This is a genomic window from Microbispora sp. ATCC PTA-5024, from assembly GCF_000511135.2.
Lineage (GTDB): Bacteria > Actinomycetota > Actinomycetes > Streptosporangiales > Streptosporangiaceae > Microbispora > Microbispora corallina.
Genome location: NZ_KI866523.1, coordinates 420,609 through 441,697 on the forward strand (window position 1 = coordinate 420,609; position 21,089 = coordinate 441,697).

The window sequence follows — 21,089 nt, forward strand, 5'->3', positions numbered from 1 at the left end:
CCATGCCGCGCCTTTCTGATCTCAACGTCGCCCTCGGCCCCTACCCCTCCGGCCGTACCGGATCCGTGCTGGACGTGCCGGGAGCCGGGCTCGGCCACGCGACCGTCTGGCGGGACGAGGAGCCACCGCCGGCCGGGCGCGGGATCGCCCGCACCGGCGTCACGGTGGTCGACCCGGGGGGCGACCTGTTCGCCTCGCCCGTCCCGATGGGCGGCGCGGTGCTGAACGGGGCGGGCGAGTGCACCGGCTTCATCGCCGGGCGGGAGTGGGGGCTCGCCGAGTCGCCGATCTTCCTCACCTCGACCATGCAGCTCGGCCGGGTGTACGACGCGGCCTGCGAGCTGCTCATGGAGGAGCAGCCGGCCATCGGCGACGACGACGTGATCATCCCGATCGTGGCGGAGTGCGACGACAGCTTCCTCAACGACGCCCGTCGGATGCAGGTGACCAGGGACGACGTCAGGGGCGCTCTGACGGCCGCCCGGGCTTCGATCGGCGGCTCGGAGTTCGCCGAGGGCGCGGTCGGCTCGGGGACGGGGATGAGCTGCCTCGGCTACAAGGGCGGCATCGGCACGGCGTCCCGGGTGCTCCCCGGCGGCCACACCGTGGGAGTGGTCACGATGACGAACTTCGGCGAGCGGGGCCGGCTCACCGTGGCGGGCGTGCCCGCCGGGAGGCTGCTGCGGCCGCCCGCCTCGCACGGCGAGCCGACGGCCCCACCCGCGGGCTCGTGCATCGTCGTCGTGCTCACCGACGCGCCCCTCGACGCGGCGGCGTGCACTCGCCTGGCCACGCGGGCCGGGCTCGGCCTGGCCAGGACCGGCAGCACCGCGCACCACTCGAGCGGGGAGATCTTCCTCGCGCTCGCCACCGGCCTGCGCGCCCCGCGGGGCGAGGCGCCGCGGGGCACGCCGCTGACCGGCCGTGCCCTCGACCCCTTCTTCGCGGCCGTGGTGGACGCGACGGAGGAGGCGGTGCTCAACAGCCTGCTCCAGGCGCGGACGGTCACCGGCCGCGACGGGAACACCTCCTACGCCCTCCCCGTGGGCGAGCTGGCCGCGCTGCTCCGCTCGCATCAGGCGGACGCGGCCTTCCCCGCCCCCGATTCCACTCCCTGATCGCCTGCGTACGGGTGGTGGCAGGCGGCCTGGTGGCCGGCGCGCCCGGCGGACAGGATCGGCGGGTCGGCGCCGAGGCACCGGTCCAGGTGGCCGGCCCGTTCGGCGGCGCCGGACGCGACCACCGGGCAGCGGGGGTGGAACCGGCAGCCGCCCGGCACCCGCACCGGGTCGGGCGGCTCCCCGGTCAGCACCGTCGGCGGCGTCCCGGCCTCGGGGAGCACCGAGACCAGCGCCCGCGTGTACGGGTGCCGCGGTGCGCCCAGCACGTCCTCCACCGGCCCGCACTCGACGATCCTGCCGAGGTACATCACCGCGATCCGGTCGGCGATGTTCCAGGCCAGACCGAGGTCGTGCGTGACGACCAGCGCGGACAGGCCGAGTTCGTCGCGCAGCCGCAGCAGCAGGGCGAGGATCTCGCCGCGGACCGACGCGTCCAGCGAGGCGACCGGCTCGTCGGCCACCAGCACCTGCGGTTCGAGCACCAGCGCGCCCGCGATGACGACGCGCTGGCGCTGCCCGCCGGACAGCTCGTGCGGGTAGCGCTGGAAGAACCGCTCCGGCGGGCGCAGCCCGCAGCGCGCCAGCGCGGCGGCCACCCGCTCCTCCTCGTCGCCGATGCCGTGGACGCGCAGCCCCTCGGCCACCGCCTCGTACACGGTGTGCCGGGGGTTCAGCGCCCCCGTCGGGTCCTGCAGCACGAGCTGGGCCCCGCGCCGGAACCGCTTCAGCGCCCTGCTGGTGTACGCCAGCGGCTCACCCCGGAACGTCACCTGCCCACCGTCCGGCCGTGCCAGGCCGAGGAGGGCGCGCGCGAGCGTGGTCTTGCCGCAGCCGGACTCGCCGACCAGGGCGACGATCTCCCCGGGGGCGACGTCCAGGTCGACGCCGTCGACCGCGCGGGCCGTACCTCGCCCGTGCGCGGCGTAGTGCACCCGCACGTCGCGTGCGGCGAGCACGGCCGTCTGGCCGGAGGGTTGGGCGGCGGGCCGGGCGGCGGACGCGGTCACGGGGAGACCTCCTCGGCGCGAGCGGACGTCCCGGTGGGCGTGCCCGTGGACGTTTCTGTGGACTTTTCTGTGGACACGGCGACGCGGACGCAGGCGGCGGACCTGTCCGGCCCGGCCGGCCACAGGACGGTGCGGGCGGTCGCGCACTCGGGCTCGGCGACCGGGCAGCGCGGGTGGAACGCGCAGCCCGTGGGCAGATGGGCGGGGTCGGGCGGGTCGCCCGGCAGGCCGCGGGGGTTGCGGCGCGAGCGGGGGTCGCCGATCACCGGGAAGGCCGCCCCCAGCGCGGCGGTGTACGGGTGGCGGGGGTGGCCGAACACCTCCGCGGCGGGTCCCCGCTCCACCACCCGCCCCGCGTACATGACGGCGAGGTCGTCGCAGATCGACGCGAGCACCGACAGGTCGTGACTGATCACGATCAGCCCGAGGTCCTGGGACGCGACCAGGTCCTGGATGAGCGTGAGCACCTGGGCCTGGATCATCACGTCCAGGGCGGTCGTGGGCTCGTCCGCGATGATCAGGCGGGGCGAGCAGGCGAGCGCCATGGCGATCATCACGCGCTGCCGCTGGCCGCCGGACAGTTCGTGCGGATAGGCCCGGGCGCGGGCGGCCGGCAGCCCGACCCGTTCCAGCAACTCGGCGACCCGCCGCGCGGCGGCCTCCTCGGTCGCCCTCTCGTGCAGGAGGATCGGCTCGGCTATCTGCCGGCCGATGCGCTGCACCGGGTTGAGCGAGTGCATGGCGCCCTGGAAGACGATCGACACTCCGGCCCAGCGGACGGCGCGCAGCCTGCCCCAGGACATGCCGAGCACGTCCTCGCCCTCGAACAGGACGCGCCCGGTGACCTCCGCGGTCCTGGGCAGCAGCCGCAGCACGGCGGAGACCAGCGTGGACTTGCCGCAGCCCGACTCGCCGACGACGCCGAGCGTTCTGCCAGGACGCACCGACAGGTCGACGCCGCGCAGCGCGGGCACCTCTCCGGAAGCGGTTCGGTAGGTCACCGTGAGGTCGGAGATTTCCAGCATCAGCGCTCCCGGAGGGCGGGGTTGAGCACGGCTTCCAGCGCGCGGCCGCACAGGGTGAACGCCAGCACGATGGCGACGATCCCCAGGCCGGGGGCGAGCAGCCACCACGGGTTGCCGGCCGAGACCGCCCCCGCGTCGAACGCCTGCTCAAGCACCGTGCCCCACGAGATCAGGATCGGGTCGCCGAGACCGAGGAACGACAGCGTGCTCTCCGACAGGATCGCGATCGCGACGGTGAGGATGGTGTTGGCGAAGACCATCGGCATCACGTTGGGCAGCACGTGCCGGGTCATCTGATGCCAGTGCCCGGCGCCGAGCGCCCGGGCCCGCTCCAGGTACGGGCGGTGCTCGACGGCGAGGGTCTGCGCCCAGATCAGCCGGGCCGTGGCCGGCCACGAGGTCAGCCCGATCACGGTGACGGTGGTCGTCAGCGAGGGGCCGAGGATGGTCTGCAGCACGATGGCCAGCGGCAGGAACGGGATCACCAGGAACCAGTCGGTCACGCGCATGAGCAGCGCGCCGGGCGCGCCCCGGAAATGCCCGGCGAGCACCCCGGCCACGGTGCCGATGACCATGGACAGGACGGTCGCCAGCAGCCCCACGAGCAGCGAGATGCGGCTGCCCCAGATGACCAGCGTGAGCACCGAGCGCCCGGCCTTGTCGGTGCCCAGCGGATAGGCCAGGCTCGGCCCGGCGTTGCTCGGCCCGGTCGCCTGGGTCACGTCCAGCCCCGACTCGGCGGCGAGCACCGGGGCGAGCAGCGCGATCGCCGCGAACAGGACGAGGATCACGAGGCCGGCCATCCCCGCCCGCTCGGCGCGGAACAGCCGCCAGCCCCGGGCGATCGAGGCCCTGCGGCGGGCCAGTGCCAGCACGCGCGCCGACGTCATGAGTCCCTCACTCTCGGATCGAAGACCGTGAGCAGCACGTCGGACAGCAGGTTGGCGACGATCACGGAGGCGGAGAACACCAGGAACGTGCCCTGGAGCACGGGGAAGTCCGGGGTCTTGAGCGCGTCGTACGACAACTGGCCGAGGCCGGGCCAGGAGAAGATCCGCTCCACCGTCACCGCTCCGGAGATGATGAAGCCGATGTTGAGGAAGATCAGCGTCATCGTGGGCAGCAGCGCGTTCGGCACCGCGTGGCGGCGGCGCACCAGGTCGTCGCGCAGGCCCTTGGCCCGCGCGGTCGTCAGGTAGTCGGCGCCCATCTCGTCCAGCAGCGAGGAGCGCATCACCATGCTGTACTGCGCCAGATAGGTGATGGTCATCGCGAGCACCGGCAGCACCAGGTGCCAGGCCACGTCGAGCACGCCCTCGGCGGACAGCGGGTCGAGGCCGTGGGTGATCATGTTGCCGGTCGGGAAGAGGCCGCCGAAGGCGATGAGCAGCACCAGTCCCAGCCAGAACGTCGGCACCGCGTAGAGCGCGTTGGTGAGCAGGTCGGAGATCCGGTCGAACCGGCTGCCGCGCTTCCACGCGCTCCGGATGCCAAGCCACACGCCGATCGCGGCGGCCAGCAGGGTGGACAGCCCGACCAGAAGCAGCGTCGGCCAGAAGCGGTCGGCGATCAGCCGTGAGACCTCCGTGTGGTACTGCCAGGAGATGCCCAGGTCGCCGGTGGCGGTGCTCTTGAGGTAGGCCAGGAACTGCCGCCACAGGGGCTGGTCGAGGCCGAAGCCACGGCGCATCTCCGCGATCTGCTCGGGCGGCACCGCCCTGTTCCTGGTCAGGTTCTTGGCCGGGTCGCCCGGCAGCACGCGGAACAGGAAGAAGTTGAAGACCAGCACGAAGGCCAGGGTCAGCACCGCCGCCCCGACCTTCGTGCGGATCGTCCGGAGCAGGCCGTGGCGGCTGCGCAGCTCCTGTGCGGCCGCGGCCGTGCTCCCGTCGAGGACGAGGGACATCCCTACTCCCGCTCGTCGGCGGTGCCGGTGCGCCTGCGGCGGATCAGCAGGAAACCGCCCGCGGCGACCACGACCACGGCGCCCGCGCCCCACAGCAGCGCGCCGCCGGAGCCGGACGCGCTCGCGGGCTTCGCCGCCGCGGTGACGGGGGCGACGGTGCGGTAGCTCCACTGGGCCGACGGCTGGAACAGCAGCGGCCCGCCCGGCTGCGGCATCGCCACCAGGCCGGTGAACCTGTCGCTGTGGTACGCCTGCAGCGTGTCGTAGTAGTAGGTGACCACGTACGCCGCGTCGTCGTAGAGCAGCTTCTGCATCTGCTTGACCTCGGCCGCCCGCCTGACGTCGCTCAGCTCCGACTTCTGCTGCTGGTAGAGCGCGTCGTAGTCCTTGTTGCAGTAGAAGCTGTCGGACAGTCCGGCGGAGTATTCGCCCGGCTTGCCGGTGGAGCGCTGCCCGCAGGTGAACGTGGACAGCTGGAAGTCGGGGTCGGGCTCGACCCCCCAGCCCCACTCGAACATGTCGAACTCGCCGTTGCCGATCACCTCGGTCAGCTTGGCCTCTGCCATCACCTTGAGGTCCACCTCGATGCCGAGCTGCTTGAGCCAGCCCTGCACGTACTGTCCGACCTGCTGCGACTCGGCCTGCTCCTGGCGGGCGAAGAAGCGCAGCTTGAGCGGGCGGGTGCCGTCCGGCATCCGCCGGACGCCGTCCGGGCCGCGCTTGTAGCCCGCCGCGTCCAGGTCGGCGTTCGCCCGGGCGACGTCGAACGCCTGCAGCTCGTCCTGCGCCGGCTCGTAGTGGTAGTTCGCCCAGGTCGGCGGGATCGCCGTGCTGCCTGGCCTGCCGTACCCGCCGATGACCTTGTCGACCAGGGCCTTGCGGTCGATCGCCCGGGAGACGGCCCGCCGGACCGCCGGGTCCTTGAGCGCCGGATGCCCGTCGCCGATCGGCTTGCCGTCGACGGTGGCGGCGCCGGTGTTGAAGCCGATGTCGTTGAAGCTGCCGGCGTCGGCGTGGATCGGGGTGATGCCGGCGACGCCCTTCAGCGTGTCGAACAGGGTGCTGGACAGGTTGTTGGCGAAGTCGATCTCGCCGTTCTTCAGCGCCTGGACCTCGGCGTCGGCATTGTTGAACACCCGGAAGACCAGGGAGTCGACCTTCGGCGCCCCGCCCCAGTAGTTCTTGTTGGCGCGGAACTCGACGTACTGCCCGACGGCCCGTTTGACCAGGATGAACGGGCCCGACCCGACCACGTTCTCCTCGTTCTTGAAGGTCGCCGTGGACTTCTCGTCGATGTCCTTCCAGATGTGCTCGGGCAGGATCGGCACGATCAGCCGGTTCATGATCGAGCCCGGCTTGCTGACCTTGATGACGAGAGTCTGTGGATCGGGGGCCGACGCCTCCGTCATCAGCGACGTGTAGCTGGCGAAGTTCACCTGCTCGGTCTCGCCGTGGATGATCCGGTTGAAGGTGTACGCGGCGTCGGCGGCGGTCAGCGGCACCCCGTCCGACCACTTCACCCCCTTCCGGATCTTGTACGTCCAGGTCAGCCCGTCGGGCGAGCTGGACCAGGACTCGGCCAGCCGGGGGGTGGGCGTGCCGTCCCTGGCCGAGTAGTCCATCAGCTGGTCGTACGTGACCCCCATGAGCTCGTAGAAGTTGCTCTGCACGCCGACGAAGGGGTTGAGCGAGTCGACGTCCTCGTTCATGCCGACGGTGAAGGTGATCTTCGACGGCGAGGCGGGCGCGTCGGCGAGAGCTGCCGTGGGCAGCAACGCGAACGTGGCGGCCGCGGCGACGGCCGGCATCCGGTGGCGGGCGTGGTGCTGCATGGCTCTCCCTGGAGGTCTTGCTGACTTGTCACTCAGTAATCCGGATGCTCTTCCCTCTGCCGCCGGGGCCCTGTGATGGGCTACCGTCCCGGGCATGCAGAACCGCTCCGCCGACCCGTACGCCTGGATGCGTGACCATGAAAGCCCTGCTTTTCTGGCCAATCTCACGGCGGAGCGGGCGCTGTACGAACAGCAGACGCGACATCTCCGCTCCCTCCGCGACGAGCTCCACGCCGAGCTTTCCGCTCGCACACTGCTGAGTGATGAGTCAGTAGCCTGGCGATCTGGGGGCTCTTTCTACTACACCAGGACCGTGGCGGGAAGAGACTTCGAGCAGCTCTGTCGTTTCCGCGGCGTTAACGATTCCGTCGAGGTGCTCCTGGACGAGAACGAACTGCTGGACGATCCGGCCTGCCGGGGCGGCTTCCTCAGCCTGGGCGTGCGTCAGGTCAGCCCGGACGGATCGCTGCTGGCCTACTCGGTCGACTTCACCGGCGACGAGGTCTACGAGCTGCGGATCCGCGACCTGGTCACCGGGACCGACCTGCCCGGCCGCGTCCCGCGCACCTACTACGGCGCCGCCTGGTCGGCCGCCTCCGACGTGCTGTTCTACGTCGTGCACGACGAGCTCTACCGGCCGTACCAGGTCTGGCGGCGCCGGCTCGGCGGCGGCCCCGACGTGCTGGTCTTCCAGGAGGACGACGCCCGCTTCGAGGTCACGGTGCGGGCCACCCGGTCGGGCGCGTACGTCCTGATCGAGACGGCGAGCCGCGACACCACGGAGACGCTGCTGATCCCCACCTCGGCCCCGCAGACCCCGCCCGAGGTCGTCCGGCCCAGGCGGCGCGGCGTGGAGTACGCCGTGGAGCACGGCGGCGACGAGCTGTTCCTCGTGACCGACGACGAGGCGGTGGAGTTCCGGCTGGTCACGGCCACGGGACGGGAGGTACTCGCCGGGTCGGACGACACCCGGCTCGTGCGCTGCGACGCCTTCGCCCGGCACCTGGTGGTCACCGAGCGGCACGGCGGGGCGACCCGGCTGCGGGTGATCGACCGGGCCTCCGGCGCTCACCGGCTGATCACGGTGGACCCGCACGTCGCCCTCGACCTCGGCGTCAACGAGGACTACGACGCGGCCGAGGTCGTCGTGCGCACCCAGTCGCTGATCGACCCGCCGTCCTGGCACGCGGTGGACCTGGACACCGGGGAGTGGCGGCTGCTCAAGCGCCGGGATGCGCCCGGCCACGACCCGTCCGCGTACGTGACCGAGCGGATCCACGCGACGGCCGCGGACGGCACGTCCATCCCCGTCACCGTCGCCTACCGGCGCGGCCTGCGCCGGGACGGGACGGCCCCGTGCCTGCTCAACGGGTACGGCGCGTACGAGTCGTGCTTCTGGCCGGAGTCCGAGCCGGGCACGGCGTGCCTGCTCGACCGCGGCTTCGTCGTCGCGATCGCCCACGTCAGGGGAGGCGGGGAGGGCGGGCGGAGATGGTGGCTGGAGGGCAGGCTCGGCGCGAAGGTCAACACGTTCACCGACTACCTCGCGGCCGCCGACATGCTCGTCCGGGACGGCTGGGCCGGGCAGCTCGTCACCCGCGGGCTGTCGGCGGGCGGCCTGCTCCAGGGCGCCGTGTTCTCGATGGCGCCGGACCGGTGGCGGGGCGTCGTCGCCGAGGTGCCGTTCGTCGACTGTCTGAACTCCATGCTCGATCCGTCGATCCCGCTGACGGTCAACGAATGGGACGAGTGGGGCGACCCGCGGGAGCCGGAGGCGTACGAGTGGATCCGCTCCTACAGCCCGTATGAGAACGTCCCGGCCGGGCCGCGCCCGGACCTGCTGGTCACCGGCAGCCTGCACGATCCCCGCGTCCTGGCGCACGAGCCGGCGAAGTGGGTGGCGAAGCTGCGCGCGACCGGGGACGGCCGCGTGCTGTTCCGGGCGGAGACGGGCGCGGGCGCGCACACCGGACCGGCCGGACGGGACGGGCGGCTGCGTTACGAGGCCGAGATCCTGGCGTTCGTGATCGAAGTGGGAGGCAGGGATTGAGTACCGTGTCACGGGTGGCCCGCAAACGACCCGAAGCCCGCCGGGAGGAGATTCTCACCGCAGCGGTCGCCGAGGTGCTCGAGCGCGGGCTGGCCAACGTGCGAGTGGCCGACGTCGCGGCCCGGCTGGACGTCAGCCAGGCGCTGGTCTTCTACCACTTCGAGACCAAGGAACGCCTGGTCGTCGAGGCCGTCGCGCACGCCGCCCAGCAGGATCTGGCCCAGCTGACGGCGGTCACGGCACGGGCCGCGAGCGCGCGGGAGCGGCTGCGCGCCGCCCTGCGGCTGTACGCGCCCTCCGGCACCGCGCCGGGCTGGACGCTGTGGATCGACGGCTGGGCCGCGTCGCTGCGCATGCCGGAGCTGCGCAGGATCCTCCGGGAGATCGACACCCGCTGGCGCGAGGAGATCACCGGCCTCATCGCGGAGGGCGTGCGGGCGCGGGAGTTCCGGTGCGACGACCCGGAGGGGGCCGCGGCGCGGATCATGGCCTTTCTCGACGGCCTGTCGGTCCAGCTCGTCGCCCGGCAGCGGAGCCTCACCAAGAAGCAGGCCATGGCCTGGCTGTCCGGTCTCGTCGCGGCCGAGCTGGGCGTTCCCGTGGAGCAGATGGCCCTCGCCTGACCCTCCCCCGCCACGCCATTGACGGCGATTCGCCGTGGATCCTAGGCTGCGACCCATCCGATCGATCGATCGATCGGGAACGCGTCGAAGGATTCCCCGTGACCGCACCGACCGTCGAGTTCACCCGCGTGGACGAGACCGGCCTCATCCACCTGAACCGGCCGCACCGGCTGAACGCCGTGACACCCGGGCTGGTGGACGACCTTCTGGCCGCGCTGGACGAGGCCGCCGCCACCGGCGTGCGGGCCCTGGTGCTCGCCGGCCGGGGCCGGGCCTTCTGCGCCGGTCACGACCTCAAGGCCGAGCCCGAGGTGCTCGACCCGGTGGCCGGCCGCGAGCGGCTCGACCGCATCCAGGACGTCACCCGCCGGATCAGGCGGGCGCCGTTCCCGGTGATCGCGGCGGTGCACGGCTATGCGCTCGGTGCGGGCTGCGAGTTCGCGCTGAGCTGCGACCTGGTGGTCGCCGAGGAGCCCGCGCAGTTCGGGTTTCCCGAAGTGAGCGTGGGCCTGAGCGTGACCGGGGGCATCTCCCGGCTGCTCACGCTGACGGTCGGCCCGATCGAGGCCAAGAGGCTCATCCTTCTCGGCGAGCGGTTCGGCGCGGCCGAGGCCGCCCGGCTCGGCCTGATCACCCGGGTCGTCCCCGCGGGCGGGCACGAGGCCGCGGCCCTGGAACTCGCCGCCTCCTGCGCGGCCAAGCCGTCGTTCGCGCTGGCCCTGGCCAAGCGTCTGGTGGACGAGGGGATCGACGGCACGGTCGAGGAGGCCCTGGCCCGGGAGGTGACCGGCGCGCTGCTGACCGAGCGGTCCGGTGAGCACGACCAGCCTCGCGAGGAGTTCGCCCGATGACCCCGCCGCCGACCTCCCCTGCCCAGCCGACCCCGCCGCCGACCCCGCCGCCGGTCTCCCCGGCGGCCCTGCCGGGGACGCTGGCCGAGGCCGTACGGGGGTCCGCCGCCCGCTGGCCGGACCGCACCGCCTGGGTGTTCGACGCCCTCGGCGAGTCCCTGACCTTCGCCGACGTCGAACGGCGTAGCGCCCACCTGGCAGGCGTCCTCGCCGCCCGTGGGGCACGGCCCGGCGACCGCGTCGCGGTCCTGCTGCGCAACGTCCCGGAGTTCCCGCTGACCTGGCTGGCGCTGGCCCGGCTGGGCGCCGCGATGGTGCCGATCAACGTCAACTACCGCAGCCACGACGCCGGCCACCTCGTCCGCGACTCCGGCGCGCGGCTGCTGGTGACCACCGGGGAGTTCACCGACCTCGCCGGCCTCCTCCCGGTCGATCCGATCTTCGTCGAGGACCTCCCCGCCGCCGCTCCGGCCCCCCTCGACGACGTACGGCCGGACGACCTGGTCAACGTGCAGTACACCTCGGGCACGACCGGCCGCCCCAAGGGCTGCATGCTGTCGCACCGCTACTGGGCCGAGCTGGCCGGCAGCCTCGTCACCTCCTTCCCGCGCCTCGGACCCGGCGACGTGATGCTCACCTGCCAGCCGTTCCACTACATCGACCCGCAGTGGAACGTCGCGGCGGCGCTGCTGTCCGGCGCGCGGCTGGTCGTCCTCGACCGGTTCCACCCGTCGAGCTTCTGGGCGAAGGTCCGCGAGCACGAGGTCACCTACTTCTACTGCCTCGGCCTCATGCCGACCGTGCTGCTGCGCATGCCGCCCGACCCGCTCGACCGGGCCCACCGCGTACGGGCCATCCAGTGCTCGGCCATCCCGCCCGCACTCCACGCCGCGCTGGAGGAGCGCTGGGGCGCACCCTGGTACGAGGCGTTCGGCATGACCGAGACCGGCGCCGACCTGCGGGTGAGCGAGGAGGACCACGACGCCGCGCTCGGCACCGGATGCATCGGCAGGCCGCTGCCGCACCGCGAGGTGAAGATCGTGGACGCCGAGGGGAAGCCGGTGCCGCCGGGCGAGACCGGCGAGCTGGCGCTGCGCGGCTCCGGGCTCATGCGGGGCTATCTCGGCCTCCCCGACCCGTTCCGCGACGGCTGGTTCCACACCGGCGATTTGGTCCGGCAGGACGCGGAGGGCCGGGTCTACTACATGGGCCGGCTCAAGGACATGATCCGCCGCAGCGGCGAGAACATCTCGGCCGCCGAGGTCGAGGAGGTCCTCCACCAGCACCCGGAGGTGCGCGTCGCCGCCGTCGTGCCCGTGGCCGACGAGCTGCGCGGCGAGGAGGTCAAGGCGTACGTCGTGCCGCGGGCGGCCGAGCCGGACCCGGAGGAGCTGGCCCGGTTCTGCGCCGAACGGCTGGCCTACTTCAAGGTGCCGCGCTACTGGCAGTTCCGCACCCAGCTGCCGATGACGGCCTCCGAGCGGGTGTCCAAGGGCGGGCTGCCGCGCGAGCGCGCCGGCGCCTACGACAGCGTCGACAAGGTGTGGCGATGACGCCCCACTTCTCCTGCGACAGCGAGGTCTACTTCGACGAGCTGGACGTCAACGGCGTGCTGCATAACAGCCGCTATGCCGTACACGTGGAGCGGGCCCTGACTGCCTGGTTCGAGGCGGCCGGCCGGGGCTGGCGCGACCCGCGGGACCGGCACGAGGACATCGTCTACGCCGTACGCGAGTTCACGGCCGAGTTCCTCGCCCCCGTCACGGCTCCCACCGTGCTCCGGGTCGATCTCCGGCTGGACCGCGTCGGGCGGACCAGCGCCGTCCACCGCTGGCGCTGCTCGGACGCGGGGGTGGTGGTCGCCCGCGGGCAGCGCGCGATCGTGAAGATCGATCCCGCCACGGGTACGGCCAAGCCGTGGACCGGCTGGTTCCGCTCCCTGGTCTCGAGCGAGGTTTAGATGCGCATCGACACCATCCTCACCAACGTGAACGCGGTGACGATCGACGCGGCCCGGCCCCGGGCCCACCGGATCGGCATCCACCACGGCCGCATCGTCGGGCTCGACGAGGAGCTCGACGGCGTGCGGGCCGCGTGGGTGGAGGATCTCGACGGCGCCACCGTCGTCCCGGGCTTCAACGACGCGCACAACCACATGGTCCTGTACGGCATGTCGCGCATGGAGTTGGACCTCAGCGCCATGCGGTCGGTCGAGGAGATCTACGCGGCGGTGGCCGAGCGGGCCCGGATCCAGCCCCGGGGCACGTGGATCGTCGGCTCCGGGTACGACCAGAACAAGACCGGAGCGCATCCGCACAGGGACGCGCTCGACCGGGCCGCCCCGGACCACTTCGTGCTGCTCAGGCACACCTCCGCGCACATGTCCGTGGTCAACTCCCGGGCGCTGGCCGACGCGGGCGTGCTCAACGGAACCCCGGCTCCGGAGGGCGGCGTCATCGCCGTGGACGAGGACGGCCGGCCCAACGGCCTGCTGGAGGAGCAGGCCCAGACGCTGGTACAGGCGTTGCGCTACCCGTACCCGCGCAAGCAGATCGTCGATGCCATCGCCACGGCCTCCGCCGACTACCTCCGCGAGGGGATCACCTCCTGTACCGAGGCCGGGATCGGGCGGGGCTGGATCGGGCACGCGCCGGACGAGGCCGCCGCCTACCAGGAGGCCCTGGACGCCGGCCAGCTACGGGTCAGGGTGCAGCTCATGGCCTCCGGAGACAACGTCCACCCGGACGGGCTCGGCCTCGGCCTGCGCACCGGCTTCGGCGACGACCGGCTCCGGCTCGGCGCCGTCAAGATCTTCTCCGACGGCTCGCTCATCGGCCGTACGGCCGCGATGTGCTGCGACTTCGCCGACGACCCCGGCAACCAGGGCTACTTCCAGGCCGCGGAGGCCGGGCTGCGCGACCGGATCGTCGCCGCGCACGCGGCCGGCTGGCAGGTCGCCACGCACGCCATCGGCGACCGGGCGATCGACTTCGTGCTCGACTGCTACCAGGAGGCGCAGGCCCGCCATCCCCGCCCCGACCCCCGCCACCGCATCGAGCACTGCGGGGTCACCCGTCCCGACCAGCTCGGGCGGCTCGCCCGGCTGGGCGTGATCCCGGTGCCGCAGGCGACCTTCGTGGGGCAGATCGGCGACGGCATGCGTGCCGCGCTCGGCGAGGACCGGGTGGGCTGGTGCTACCGGCACCGCTCGTTCCTTGACGCCGGGCTGATCGTGCCCGGCAGCTCGGACCGCCCGGTGGTGCGGGGACGACCGCTGCTGGGCGTCCACGACATGGTCAACCGGCTGACCGAGACCGGGGCCCAGTTCGCCCCGCAGGAGGCCGTCGACCCGCTCGACGCGCTGCGCGCCTACACGCTCGGGTCCGCGTACGCGGGGTTCGACGAACGGGTCAAGGGCAGCATCACCCCCGGCAAACTCGCCGACCTGGCGGTGCTGGACGACGACCCCACCGCCGTCGCGCCCGACCGCATCAAGGACATCGAGGTCGTCGCCACCATGGTGGGCGGCGAGTTCGCGTTCGGCCCGCTTCTGCGGTAGTCCTTCAGTTCCCGGCAGCCCTTCCAGGAGCCCCGCCATGCCTGTCCGTCACGCCGTACCGGCCGACTTCGACGACATCTGCGACATGCTGCTCGCGCACGCGGCGCACGAGGGCGGCACCATGACCCTGCACCGCGACGAGCTCCACGAGACGCTCTTCGGCGAGCGGCCGGTGGGGCGGGCGCTGATCGCCTCGGCCGAGGGCTCGGACGCGGCGGCGGGGTGCGCTCTGTGGTACCCCACGTTCTCCACCTGGGCCAGCAGGCGCGGCATCTGGCTGGAGGATCTCTACGTCCGGCCCGAGTGCCGGCGGCTCGGGCTCGGGCGGGAGCTCCTCCGCTTCCTGCGCTCGCTGACCACCGGCCGGGTCGAATGGGACGTCTCGCACGGGAACGACGCCGCTGAGGCGTTCTACCGTTCGCTCGGCGCGGGCCCCGTCGGCGGCTGGACCCGCTACCGCTGGGCGCCGACGACCGAGACGCCCGGCGCGGAGACGGTGGGCGTATGAGCGGCCCGGCCCACGACACCGACGAACGGGTGCGCGCCGCCGCCGTACGGCTCTTCGCGGAGAAGGGCTTCAACGGCACCGGGATCAGGGAGCTCGCCGACGCGGCCGGCCTGTCCTCCGCCTCGCTCTACCACTACATGGGCACCAAGCAGGACCTGCTCACCGAGATCATGGAGACCAGCCTGAACCGGCTGGTCGCGGCCGCCCGGATGCTCGCCGGGCGCGGCGACGGCCCGGCCGCGACGATCGCGGCCCTGGTCCAGATGCACGTCGCGGCCCACGCGCTGCGCCAGGACGAGACGATCGTGGTGGACAACGAACTGCGCGCGCTCACCCCGGAGCGCCGCGTGGCCGTGCTCGCCCTGCGGGACGCGTACGAGCAGGTGTGGCGGGAGGTCATCGACGACGGGTGCGCCCGCGGCGCGTTCCGGGTGCCCGACGCGCGGGTCGCCCGGCTGGCCCTGCTGGAGATGTGCACCGGGGTCGCCCGCTGGTACTCGCCCGGCGGGCCGCTCAGCCTCGCCGAGGTCACCGCGGCGCACGCGGCGATGGCGCTGGCCATGCTGGGCTGCGCCGACCCGCCGGCGGCCGACGGCTCGGCCATCGAACTCCTCGCCGAACTGTGGCGCTGAGGCCGGTCGTCACCGGGCCGGGATGACGGTGCGGACCATTCGCAGGCACTGAAGCCGGGGGTTGCTCTCCAGGGGCTCCCGCTCGCCCGTGTCCCGGAATCCGAACCGTTCGTAGAACCGGCGCGCCCGGTCGTTGGTCTCCGTCACGAACAGGCCGACCGTCTCGACCCCCTGCTCCCGCGCCCCAGGACAGCACCTCGTCCGCAAAGAGGCCGGCTGCGGCGGTGCCGCGTGCCCAGCAGCTCGGCGGAGCCGGGCAGCTGCCGATCGCGGTGTTCCGGGTACGCCTTGACCAGCGCGTCCTGCAGAGCTCGTGCATGTGACGGAACGAGGCGACCGCCGCGATCAGCGCCAGTAGCGCAACGCCCCGCGATCGTCGTCCGCTGGATCCGGCGTACGGCAACGAGGTCTGGGGCTATCGCTGGTCAGGCCTCCCCGTCCAGGAGCAGGTCGTCCGTAGCGATCCGAGCATAGTGATTTGGTTCAAGCCCCCCTCGGACACGCACTCTGGTACATGTTGGGCCTGGCCTCAACTGCGACCACTCTCTCCAGGGGGTCGTAGACGAGGTGCAGGCCCATCTGCGTGTAGAGGTCGTTTCGGTCGGCGGGGTCCGCCTTCTTGATGACCTCGGCCATCTCGGCCAACCGTGGAATCATCTCCGTGATCTCCTTTTCACTGATCTCCCTCTTCCTGGTTCTCCCGGACGTAGACCGTGCGCGGGTGGTCGATCTTGTTGGCCACCGCGTATTAGGTCGGGAACGTGCACCGATAGTGCGGCCTGCCGTTGTTCCAGCTGCCTTCCATCCGCCGCGTGCAGACGCAGCAGTACAGCAGGCCGCGGAGCACGTACGGACGCGGTGTCCTGCGCGGCTTCCGCTCCGTCGCGGGCCGCTCCTCCGCGGACAGCAGAGCCTCGGCCCGCTCGAAGGTCTCGATGTCCACGATCGGCTCGTGCACGAGTTTCTCGGACCAGACCCACTGGCTGGCGGGAATCCACTTGAGCTTGGTGATGTGCCCCCGTGTGACAGCGTGCACGTCCAGCAGCTCTTCCTGCTTGCGCTGCTTGTTCCAGACCTGGCGGCCGGTGTAAACGGGGATTGAGGAGGATGGCCCGTACCGCCGACTTCGACCAGGCGATTCCTCGTCGCCAGGGTTCCTGCCGTTGGGGTGCGCGGCGGCATGCCGCGCACCGGTGGGTCGCATCGCCGTCCCGTGCCGTATACCGGCCGGGTCCTCGCCGTCGGTGCCGTACTTGCCGGGCGGCGGCCAGGCGGTCTTGATGCTGTTCGCCTTGCTACCTCCGGAGCGTGCCCGTCTGGTGATCGGGCGGTCGCCGGTGTAGCGACTACGGCATCGACCTCGACGACCTCGCCCCCGCCCACAGCCTCACCGCCGACCCCACCGTGGCACGGCTGCGCGAGGCCGCGAAACTCCTCGGCGAAGACGTCTGGATCGCGGTGAAACTGCCCGGATCCTACGAGGGCGATGACGACCTGCCCGAAGGTGCCGCGGCCTGCCGCTGGACCACTGTGGCGCTGTACCCGGATGAGCTGGACTGGCTGCGCGAGGCCCTGGCCCTCAACGCCGCCGACGAAGACGACGAACTGGAGCTGCTCGACTGAGCGCGCCACACCGCCCCGGTCACCCCGTTGGTGCTCACGGGGCGGGTGCCGGCTGGCCTACTTCCTGCCGGCGAGGGTGTGAGCGACCAGTGCGTTGGCGTGGCCGTGCCCGAGGCCGTGCTCGGACTTGAGCCAGCTGACGAGGTCCATGTGTTTGGTCAGGGGTGAGGAGTTGATGAGATTGATCCATTCCTGGACGGGACGCCCGTACCTCTTCTCGATCGAGGGAAAGTAGCTGGCGGGATTGCCCTTGGCCGGTTCGGTCATGTTCTGGAGCGCCCTTCTGCTGGTGGAGGGGGTCAGGCGAAGGCCGCGTGGATGATCTCGGCGCAGGCGGCGATGTGGAGCGCCAGGCCTTGATGATCGCCGGGGAAGATGAGCGGCTCGACGCCGAGTCGTTCGGCCAGCACCCGGGCCGATAGGGCGGGAACGCCGTCGCCCGAAGCCGTTCCGACGCCGACCGCGACCGGCACAGGGCCCGAGCGCAGCGCGGTGACGTCGGGCTCGAAGCGAAGCACGGGCAGCAGCACGTGGGCCAGGAAGTGGTCGAGGTTCTGCTGGATGCGGCCCATCATCTCCAGCGCCTCGGGCGGCATCTGGGAAGGATCGGGCAGCGCCGCAGGAGCGGCGTTCTCCCCTTCGACGGTGGTGATGAACTTGCCCATCGCCGCGCCCGCCCCATGGCTGCGGTAGGTGTCGTAGATGTCCTGGAAAGCCGCCCGCCAGTGTTCGCGGGCGGGCAGCAGTTCGGGGATCGGCGGCTCATGTACCACCACGGCGCGCACCCGCTCGGGGTGGCTCACCGCCAGGTCCAGGGCGGTAAGCCCGCCGCCGCTGTTGCCCAGCACATAGGCGGGCTCGTCACCGAGGGCGGCCAGCAGGCGGTAGGCGTCCTGGCTGAAGACCGCGACGTCCTGGCCGGCGGGCGGTCCCGTCAGGGGGCTGCGGGACAGGCCGCGCTGGTCGTAGGTGACGACGGTGTAGCGGTCGGACAGACCCGCGGCGAGCCCGGCCAGCGCTCCGGCGTCGGCGGGTGCGCCGGGGATCATCAGCAACAGCGGTCCGGTTCCCCGGATCTCGTAGTGCAGGCGTGCGCCGGGAACCTGGAGCGCCCCGGTCTCGACGTCGTTCATTGATGTCTTCCCTTCTCGTTCAGTGGGATATGGATCAGGCAGGCTGGTAGGCCAGGTCGAGCACACCGGTGGTGAAGGCGGCCGACCGGGTGAGCTTCAGGGGCACAGAATCGGTGCCTTCGGGAAACAGGCGCTGTCCGGTGCCAACCGCCAGCGGGTGAACCAGCAGGCGCAGCTCGTCCAGGAGCCCGGCTGCCAGCAGGGCGCGGACCAGGCTGATGCTGCCCGACAGAGCGACCGTGCCGCCCGGCTGCTCCTTGAGCTCCTTCACCGTGGCGATGAGGTCGTCTTCGATGACGCTCGCGTTGCTCCAGTCGACCGTCGTGAGGGTGGTGGAGGCGACCAGCTTGCGGATGCCGTTGATCGCCTCGGCCATTTCGCCGGTCTGGTGAGGCCACACCGCGGCGAACGCCTCGTAGGTCACTCGTCCCAACAGAAGCGTGTCGGCCTCGGCGTACATCTGGCCGACCGCCGTCCCCATCTCCTCGTTCATGTACGGGAAGTGCCAGGTCTCCGGCGCCTCCACCACCCCATCAAGGGAGATGAACAGCCCAGCCACCAGCTTGCGGACCGCACGCACTCCACTGATTCCTTTCACCCACGGCTCACCCGCGGCACGTTTCCCTGCGTCCGCGTAGTGAGGACCAGACAGATAAACGATACGTATCGTGTCGCCAAGAGGATGGCTGCGGAGCCCGGGTCCTGTCAACACGACACGTTCCGTTTCCTTTAGGCTGAGGGTATGACCAAGGCACCGAACGCGGCACGCCGCAGTGAGAGCAGCCGGCGGGCGATCCTCACCGCCGCCCAGGAACTCTGCGGCGAGAACGGCTACGGACGGCTGACCATCGAGGCCATCGCCGCTCGCGCCGGGGTGAGCAAGAAGACCATCTACCGCTGGTGGCCGTCCAAGGGCGCAGTCGTCCTGGAACTCATCGATGAGACCGCGACCGCCACCGCCGACCCCCCTGACACCGGCGATCTGGCTGCCGACCTGCACACCCAGTTGACCGAGGTCATCGGCATCCTCACCCCGCCGCACACCTCACCCGCCGCCGGACTGATCGCCGAGGCTCTGCACGATCCTGACCTTGCCCGCGACCTGCGTCAACACCTCATCGAACCGCGCATCGCCAGATTCAAAGACCGGCTTCGCCGGGCACAGGACCAGGGGCAGCTACCCTCGGACGCCGACCTCGACGTCGCGCTCGACCTGCTATACGGCCCCCTCTACCACCGCCTGGCCTTCCATCTCGGCATGCCCGACCCCAGCTACCTCGACACCCTGATCACCCATGCTCTGCGCGCGCTCACCGCACCGCACTCCACCGGCGCAACGGGCTGAACCCCGCAGTCCCTTACGCCCCCTTGCTCCCCGCCGCTCGCTCGACTGCCCGATACACCGTCGAGCGGGCCACTCCAAACAGCTCTGCCAGCTCGGCGCTGGTGTGCTCGCCTGCCTGGTGCAGCGACGAGCGCCGATTCAAGTTGTGCCCGTCGGTAGCGGAGGGCCTGCGGTTCACAATTTCGGCGGTGTCCGTAACGGGGAGCCGCGCGAAGGTGACGGTTGCCCGGTGATCGCGACCTTCACCTACGACTTCGTATACGAGCGCGGCGCCTGGCGATTCGTCCCCGACGCCGAGCAGCAGCAGGAGTACAAGACCAAGTCCATAGACCAGATCGTCCGCGAGGAGCGCGCGGCCGGGGTATGCGGCTGAGCAGGTCCTGCCGGCACCTCGCCCAAACCCGTAAGGGGAGTCAGGCGGCGTCTGCCGGCCAGGGCTGCTGCGCTGGTAGCTCGGCTGATTGTGGGCATGCCTTCGGCCTGGCGGAGGAGAACCAGGGCGGCGGTTCGTTCGGCTTGGGTCCGGTGGATCCAGTCCGAGACGACGGCCGGGTCGGCTCCGGCGTCGAGGATGGCCTTGTAGCCCTTGAGCTTGCGCTCGCACTCAGTTACCCGGCTCCGAGCTTCAGCCGCCAGGACGGGGTCCTGGCTCTGCTTGGAGGCCGCCTGAGCGAGAGCGTCGAGCGTTTGGTCGATTCTCGCGGGGCCGAACTCGCCGGCGAGCCAGCGGTCCAGATGCGGCAGGACGGCGTCTTCCCTGATACAGACCTCTAGAACCACAGCGTTCAGCCCACCCACGTCCGCGACCTCTACGGAACCGTCCAACATGAGGGCGCACGCACCGGCATCATGATCACAACCTCGGGATACGGTCCGGAGAGAGCTACAAATTTGCAGCAGGCAAACCCCTCAACCTCATTGACGGGACCGGGCTGCTGGCACTTTGCCATGATCACGACATCCCGACACGCATCGTGCCGGGCAAGGGGAAGAAGCCGAAGCCCTGACGAGGTGCGGGAGATGTTCTACTGGTTTCGGGTGTTGTCATCAAGTCTCTGACATGTACGTATCGAGCAAGAGGAGAGCTGGCGAGTTTGCCGTCTTTGGCACGAAGACGATCAGACTCACCACCGGCGTGGGCCGGGTTGACTTGCCCGCTGGAGTGGCTGAAATTGGACGTTTAGCCGCACCTCGAGTGCCTCAGCGAGACGTTCCAGCATGGGGATGGTAGGCATTGTGCCTCCCGCCTCGAAGCGGGCGACTGCCGGCTGCTTCAGGCCGGCTCGCTCAGCCAGTTCAGCCTGCGTGAGCCCGAGTTCCTCGCGGCGCTGCCGTACCGCCTCTCCCAACTCGAACCGAAGGCGAGCGGCCTCGTAAGCGGCACCGGCACCCGGACGGCTCATGATCTCGGCACGCTTGTCGGCCCACGCCTTGCGCTCCCCCATGGCCCTCACTCCTCATCTGCCGTGTGAGACTCGGCGATACACCGCTCCATGGCCCGCATCGCCCGCTCGATCTCAGCGGCCTCGCGCATCCGCTGCTTCGTGAACACCGTGAGCAGGATGATCCTCCTGCCCGAGGCGATCCAGTACGTGATGCGCACAGCCTCGCGAGAGAGATGGAAGCGAAGTTCCCGAAGCTTGCCGCGCAACTGCCTGGTGTACGGCTCGCCGAGCAGCACGCCCCGCTCCGCCAGGAGGTCGACATAGAAGACCGCCGTCTCCTGATCATCCTGACCGAGCGAGTCGAACCACTTGTCGACCTCGGGCTCCAGTTCCACCTCTCCCCACTTCATAACACAGACGTTATATGGCGGGCAAGTCTCCCGTCCGGCGAATAACGCATCAGCCAAGTTCACCGGCCAGGCCCGACTT

26 protein-coding genes and 1 pseudogene are annotated in these 21,089 nt (G+C 71.1%); 13 read left to right on the forward strand and 14 right to left on the reverse strand.

Going from position 1 to position 21,089, the window contains the following annotated elements; translation table 11 throughout:
• Positions 1-2 precede the first annotated feature (2 nt).
• The gene (locus MPTA5024_RS14415) at positions 3-1,118 is read left to right on the forward strand and encodes a P1 family peptidase (RefSeq protein ID WP_198167151.1); all 1,116 of its coding nucleotides are present in this window, start codon (positions 3-5) and stop codon (positions 1,116-1,118) included.
• On the opposite strand, the gene MPTA5024_RS14420 is transcribed toward MPTA5024_RS14415, so the two are convergent.
• Genes MPTA5024_RS14420 through MPTA5024_RS14440 form a run of 5 tightly spaced genes read right to left on the reverse strand, consistent with a single transcriptional unit; the run spans position 1,076 to position 6,891 of the window.
• A complete protein-coding gene (locus tag MPTA5024_RS14420; RefSeq protein ID WP_051458166.1) occupies positions 1,076-2,128 on the reverse strand; it encodes an ABC transporter ATP-binding protein in 1,053 nt (350 codons plus the stop codon). The two genes, MPTA5024_RS14415 and MPTA5024_RS14420, sit on opposite strands and share 43 nt — an antisense overlap.
• Positions 2,125-3,153, reverse strand: coding sequence for an ABC transporter ATP-binding protein (locus tag MPTA5024_RS14425; protein ID WP_084369706.1), 1,029 nt, complete (start codon positions 3,151-3,153; stop codon positions 2,125-2,127). Before MPTA5024_RS14425 ends, MPTA5024_RS14420 begins: the two co-directional genes overlap by 4 nt.
• Positions 3,153-4,043 carry an ABC transporter permease gene (locus MPTA5024_RS14430; RefSeq protein ID WP_036324547.1) on the reverse strand — a complete coding sequence of 297 codons (891 nt, stop codon included), beginning with the start codon at positions 4,041-4,043 and terminating at the stop codon, positions 3,153-3,155. Before MPTA5024_RS14430 ends, MPTA5024_RS14425 begins: the two co-directional genes overlap by 1 nt.
• Positions 4,040-5,059 carry an ABC transporter permease gene (locus tag MPTA5024_RS14435; RefSeq protein ID WP_036324550.1) on the reverse strand — a complete coding sequence of 340 codons (1,020 nt, stop codon included), beginning with the start codon at positions 5,057-5,059 and terminating at the stop codon, positions 4,040-4,042. The genes MPTA5024_RS14430 and MPTA5024_RS14435 overlap by 4 nt, the downstream gene beginning before the upstream one ends.
• Before the next feature lie 2 nt (positions 5,060-5,061).
• The gene (locus MPTA5024_RS14440) at positions 5,062-6,891 is read right to left on the reverse strand and encodes an ABC transporter substrate-binding protein (protein ID WP_036324553.1); all 1,830 of its coding nucleotides are present in this window, start codon (positions 6,889-6,891) and stop codon (positions 5,062-5,064) included.
• A gap of 94 nt (positions 6,892-6,985) precedes the next feature.
• Here MPTA5024_RS14440 and MPTA5024_RS14445 point away from each other — a divergent pair, with 94 nt between their 5' ends.
• From MPTA5024_RS14445 to MPTA5024_RS14480, 8 genes are all read left to right on the forward strand, one after another.
• The gene (locus tag MPTA5024_RS14445) at positions 6,986-8,941 is read left to right on the forward strand and encodes a S9 family peptidase (RefSeq protein ID WP_084369708.1); all 1,956 of its coding nucleotides are present in this window, start codon (positions 6,986-6,988) and stop codon (positions 8,939-8,941) included.
• Positions 8,942-8,955: 14 nt separating this feature from the next.
• Positions 8,956-9,564: a TetR/AcrR family transcriptional regulator gene (locus MPTA5024_RS14450; RefSeq protein ID WP_036324556.1), complete on the forward strand. Its 609-nt coding sequence runs from the start codon at positions 8,956-8,958 to the stop codon at positions 9,562-9,564.
• 98 nt (positions 9,565-9,662) lie between these two features.
• A complete protein-coding gene (locus MPTA5024_RS14455; protein WP_036324559.1) occupies positions 9,663-10,415 on the forward strand; it encodes an enoyl-CoA hydratase/isomerase family protein in 753 nt (250 codons plus the stop codon).
• Complete coding sequence (locus MPTA5024_RS14460) at positions 10,412-11,968, forward strand: AMP-binding protein (protein ID WP_051458170.1); 1,557 nt, start codon at positions 10,412-10,414, stop codon at positions 11,966-11,968. Before MPTA5024_RS14455 ends, MPTA5024_RS14460 begins: the two co-directional genes overlap by 4 nt.
• Positions 11,965-12,375 (forward strand): acyl-CoA thioesterase, encoded by a 411-nt coding sequence (locus MPTA5024_RS14465; protein WP_051458171.1) that lies wholly within the window; start codon positions 11,965-11,967, stop codon positions 12,373-12,375. Before MPTA5024_RS14460 ends, MPTA5024_RS14465 begins: the two co-directional genes overlap by 4 nt.
• A complete protein-coding gene (locus MPTA5024_RS14470) occupies positions 12,376-13,974 on the forward strand; it encodes an amidohydrolase (protein WP_036324564.1) in 1,599 nt (532 codons plus the stop codon).
• Between the two features lie 37 nt (positions 13,975-14,011).
• Positions 14,012-14,482, forward strand: a complete 471-nt coding sequence (locus MPTA5024_RS14475; protein ID WP_036324566.1) for a GNAT family N-acetyltransferase — start codon at positions 14,012-14,014, stop codon at positions 14,480-14,482.
• On the forward strand, positions 14,479-15,114 hold the full coding sequence (locus MPTA5024_RS14480) for a TetR/AcrR family transcriptional regulator (RefSeq protein ID WP_036324568.1): 636 nt from the start codon (positions 14,479-14,481) through the stop codon (positions 15,112-15,114). The genes MPTA5024_RS14475 and MPTA5024_RS14480 overlap by 4 nt, the downstream gene beginning before the upstream one ends.
• A gap of 9 nt (positions 15,115-15,123) precedes the next feature.
• On the opposite strand, the gene MPTA5024_RS40855 is transcribed toward MPTA5024_RS14480, so the two are convergent.
• From MPTA5024_RS40855 to MPTA5024_RS14485, 3 genes are all read right to left on the reverse strand, one after another.
• Positions 15,124-15,321 carry a GNAT family N-acetyltransferase gene (locus MPTA5024_RS40855; RefSeq protein ID WP_157099471.1) on the reverse strand — a complete coding sequence of 66 codons (198 nt, stop codon included), beginning with the start codon at positions 15,319-15,321 and terminating at the stop codon, positions 15,124-15,126.
• Positions 15,322-15,597: 276 nt separating this feature from the next.
• On the reverse strand, positions 15,598-15,750 hold the full coding sequence (locus MPTA5024_RS40860; RefSeq protein WP_157099472.1) for a hypothetical protein: 153 nt from the start codon (positions 15,748-15,750) through the stop codon (positions 15,598-15,600).
• Positions 15,751-15,862: 112 nt separating this feature from the next.
• Positions 15,863-16,150 (reverse strand): hypothetical protein, encoded by a 288-nt coding sequence (locus tag MPTA5024_RS14485; protein WP_036324570.1) that lies wholly within the window; start codon positions 16,148-16,150, stop codon positions 15,863-15,865.
• A gap of 368 nt (positions 16,151-16,518) precedes the next feature.
• Between MPTA5024_RS14485 and MPTA5024_RS14490 the strand changes: the two genes are divergently transcribed.
• The gene (locus MPTA5024_RS14490; RefSeq protein WP_036324572.1) at positions 16,519-16,737 is read left to right on the forward strand and encodes a hypothetical protein; all 219 of its coding nucleotides are present in this window, start codon (positions 16,519-16,521) and stop codon (positions 16,735-16,737) included.
• A gap of 57 nt (positions 16,738-16,794) precedes the next feature.
• Here the strand turns inward: MPTA5024_RS14490 and MPTA5024_RS14495 are convergent, their stop codons facing one another.
• Genes MPTA5024_RS14495 through MPTA5024_RS14505 form a run of 3 tightly spaced genes read right to left on the reverse strand, consistent with a single transcriptional unit; the run spans position 16,795 to position 18,450 of the window.
• Positions 16,795-17,004, reverse strand: a complete 210-nt coding sequence (locus tag MPTA5024_RS14495; protein ID WP_036324574.1) for a DUF4287 domain-containing protein — start codon at positions 17,002-17,004, stop codon at positions 16,795-16,797.
• Positions 17,005-17,036: 32 nt separating this feature from the next.
• Positions 17,037-17,870: an alpha/beta fold hydrolase gene (locus tag MPTA5024_RS14500; RefSeq protein ID WP_036324576.1), complete on the reverse strand. Its 834-nt coding sequence runs from the start codon at positions 17,868-17,870 to the stop codon at positions 17,037-17,039.
• A 34-nt stretch (positions 17,871-17,904) separates the two neighbouring features.
• Positions 17,905-18,450, reverse strand: a complete 546-nt coding sequence (locus MPTA5024_RS14505; protein ID WP_036324578.1) for a dihydrofolate reductase family protein — start codon at positions 18,448-18,450, stop codon at positions 17,905-17,907.
• 162 nt (positions 18,451-18,612) lie between these two features.
• Here MPTA5024_RS14505 and MPTA5024_RS14510 point away from each other — a divergent pair, with 162 nt between their 5' ends.
• Positions 18,613-19,215: a TetR/AcrR family transcriptional regulator gene (locus MPTA5024_RS14510; RefSeq protein WP_036324580.1), complete on the forward strand. Its 603-nt coding sequence runs from the start codon at positions 18,613-18,615 to the stop codon at positions 19,213-19,215.
• Positions 19,216-19,228: 13 nt separating this feature from the next.
• Here MPTA5024_RS14510 and MPTA5024_RS43495 read toward each other — a convergent pair whose 3' ends face one another.
• On the reverse strand, positions 19,229-19,393 hold the full coding sequence (locus tag MPTA5024_RS43495) for a helix-turn-helix domain-containing protein (protein WP_232326469.1): 165 nt from the start codon (positions 19,391-19,393) through the stop codon (positions 19,229-19,231).
• Between the two features lie 51 nt (positions 19,394-19,444).
• Here MPTA5024_RS43495 and MPTA5024_RS43500 point away from each other — a divergent pair, with 51 nt between their 5' ends.
• Both MPTA5024_RS43500 and MPTA5024_RS44630 read left to right on the forward strand, forming a co-directional pair.
• Positions 19,445-19,588, forward strand: a complete 144-nt coding sequence (locus MPTA5024_RS43500) for a hypothetical protein (protein WP_232326470.1) — start codon at positions 19,445-19,447, stop codon at positions 19,586-19,588.
• Between the two features lie 416 nt (positions 19,589-20,004).
• Positions 20,005-20,274: pseudogene (locus tag MPTA5024_RS44630) on the forward strand (restriction endonuclease); the annotation flags it as partial.
• Between the two features lie 65 nt (positions 20,275-20,339).
• Here MPTA5024_RS44630 and MPTA5024_RS14520 read toward each other — a convergent pair.
• The gene (locus MPTA5024_RS14520) at positions 20,340-20,660 is read right to left on the reverse strand and encodes a helix-turn-helix domain-containing protein (protein ID WP_036326153.1); all 321 of its coding nucleotides are present in this window, start codon (positions 20,658-20,660) and stop codon (positions 20,340-20,342) included.
• A 5-nt stretch (positions 20,661-20,665) separates the two neighbouring features.
• Complete coding sequence (locus MPTA5024_RS14525; protein ID WP_036324583.1) at positions 20,666-21,010, reverse strand: type II toxin-antitoxin system RelE/ParE family toxin; 345 nt, start codon at positions 21,008-21,010, stop codon at positions 20,666-20,668.
• Positions 21,011-21,089: the final 79 nt, after the last annotated feature.

Coding starts and splice junctions, on each gene's coding strand:
- MPTA5024_RS14415 (WP_198167151.1), top strand. CDS start 3: ATGCCGCGCCTTTCTGATCTCAACGTCGCCCTCGGCCCCTACCCCTCC.
- MPTA5024_RS14425 (WP_084369706.1), bottom strand. CDS start 3,153: ATGCTGGAAATCTCCGACCTCACGGTGACCTACCGAACCGCTTCCGGA.
- MPTA5024_RS14430 (WP_036324547.1), bottom strand. CDS start 4,043: ATGACGTCGGCGCGCGTGCTGGCACTGGCCCGCCGCAGGGCCTCGATC.
- MPTA5024_RS14435 (WP_036324550.1), bottom strand. CDS start 5,059: ATGTCCCTCGTCCTCGACGGGAGCACGGCCGCGGCCGCACAGGAGCTG.
- MPTA5024_RS14440 (WP_036324553.1), bottom strand. CDS start 6,891: ATGCAGCACCACGCCCGCCACCGGATGCCGGCCGTCGCCGCGGCCGCC.
- MPTA5024_RS14445 (WP_084369708.1), top strand. CDS start 6,986: ATGCAGAACCGCTCCGCCGACCCGTACGCCTGGATGCGTGACCATGAA.
- MPTA5024_RS14460 (WP_051458170.1), top strand. CDS start 10,412: ATGACCCCGCCGCCGACCTCCCCTGCCCAGCCGACCCCGCCGCCGACC.
- MPTA5024_RS14465 (WP_051458171.1), top strand. CDS start 11,965: ATGACGCCCCACTTCTCCTGCGACAGCGAGGTCTACTTCGACGAGCTG.
- MPTA5024_RS14470 (WP_036324564.1), top strand. CDS start 12,376: ATGCGCATCGACACCATCCTCACCAACGTGAACGCGGTGACGATCGAC.
- MPTA5024_RS14475 (WP_036324566.1), top strand. CDS start 14,012: ATGCCTGTCCGTCACGCCGTACCGGCCGACTTCGACGACATCTGCGAC.
- MPTA5024_RS14480 (WP_036324568.1), top strand. CDS start 14,479: ATGAGCGGCCCGGCCCACGACACCGACGAACGGGTGCGCGCCGCCGCC.
- MPTA5024_RS40860 (WP_157099472.1), bottom strand. CDS start 15,750: ATGGCCGAGGTCATCAAGAAGGCGGACCCCGCCGACCGAAACGACCTC.
- MPTA5024_RS14495 (WP_036324574.1), bottom strand. CDS start 17,004: ATGACCGAACCGGCCAAGGGCAATCCCGCCAGCTACTTTCCCTCGATC.
- MPTA5024_RS14500 (WP_036324576.1), bottom strand. CDS start 17,870: ATGAACGACGTCGAGACCGGGGCGCTCCAGGTTCCCGGCGCACGCCTG.
- MPTA5024_RS14510 (WP_036324580.1), top strand. CDS start 18,613: ATGACCAAGGCACCGAACGCGGCACGCCGCAGTGAGAGCAGCCGGCGG.
- MPTA5024_RS14520 (WP_036326153.1), bottom strand. CDS start 20,660: ATGGGGGAGCGCAAGGCGTGGGCCGACAAGCGTGCCGAGATCATGAGC.
- MPTA5024_RS14525 (WP_036324583.1), bottom strand. CDS start 21,010: ATGAAGTGGGGAGAGGTGGAACTGGAGCCCGAGGTCGACAAGTGGTTC.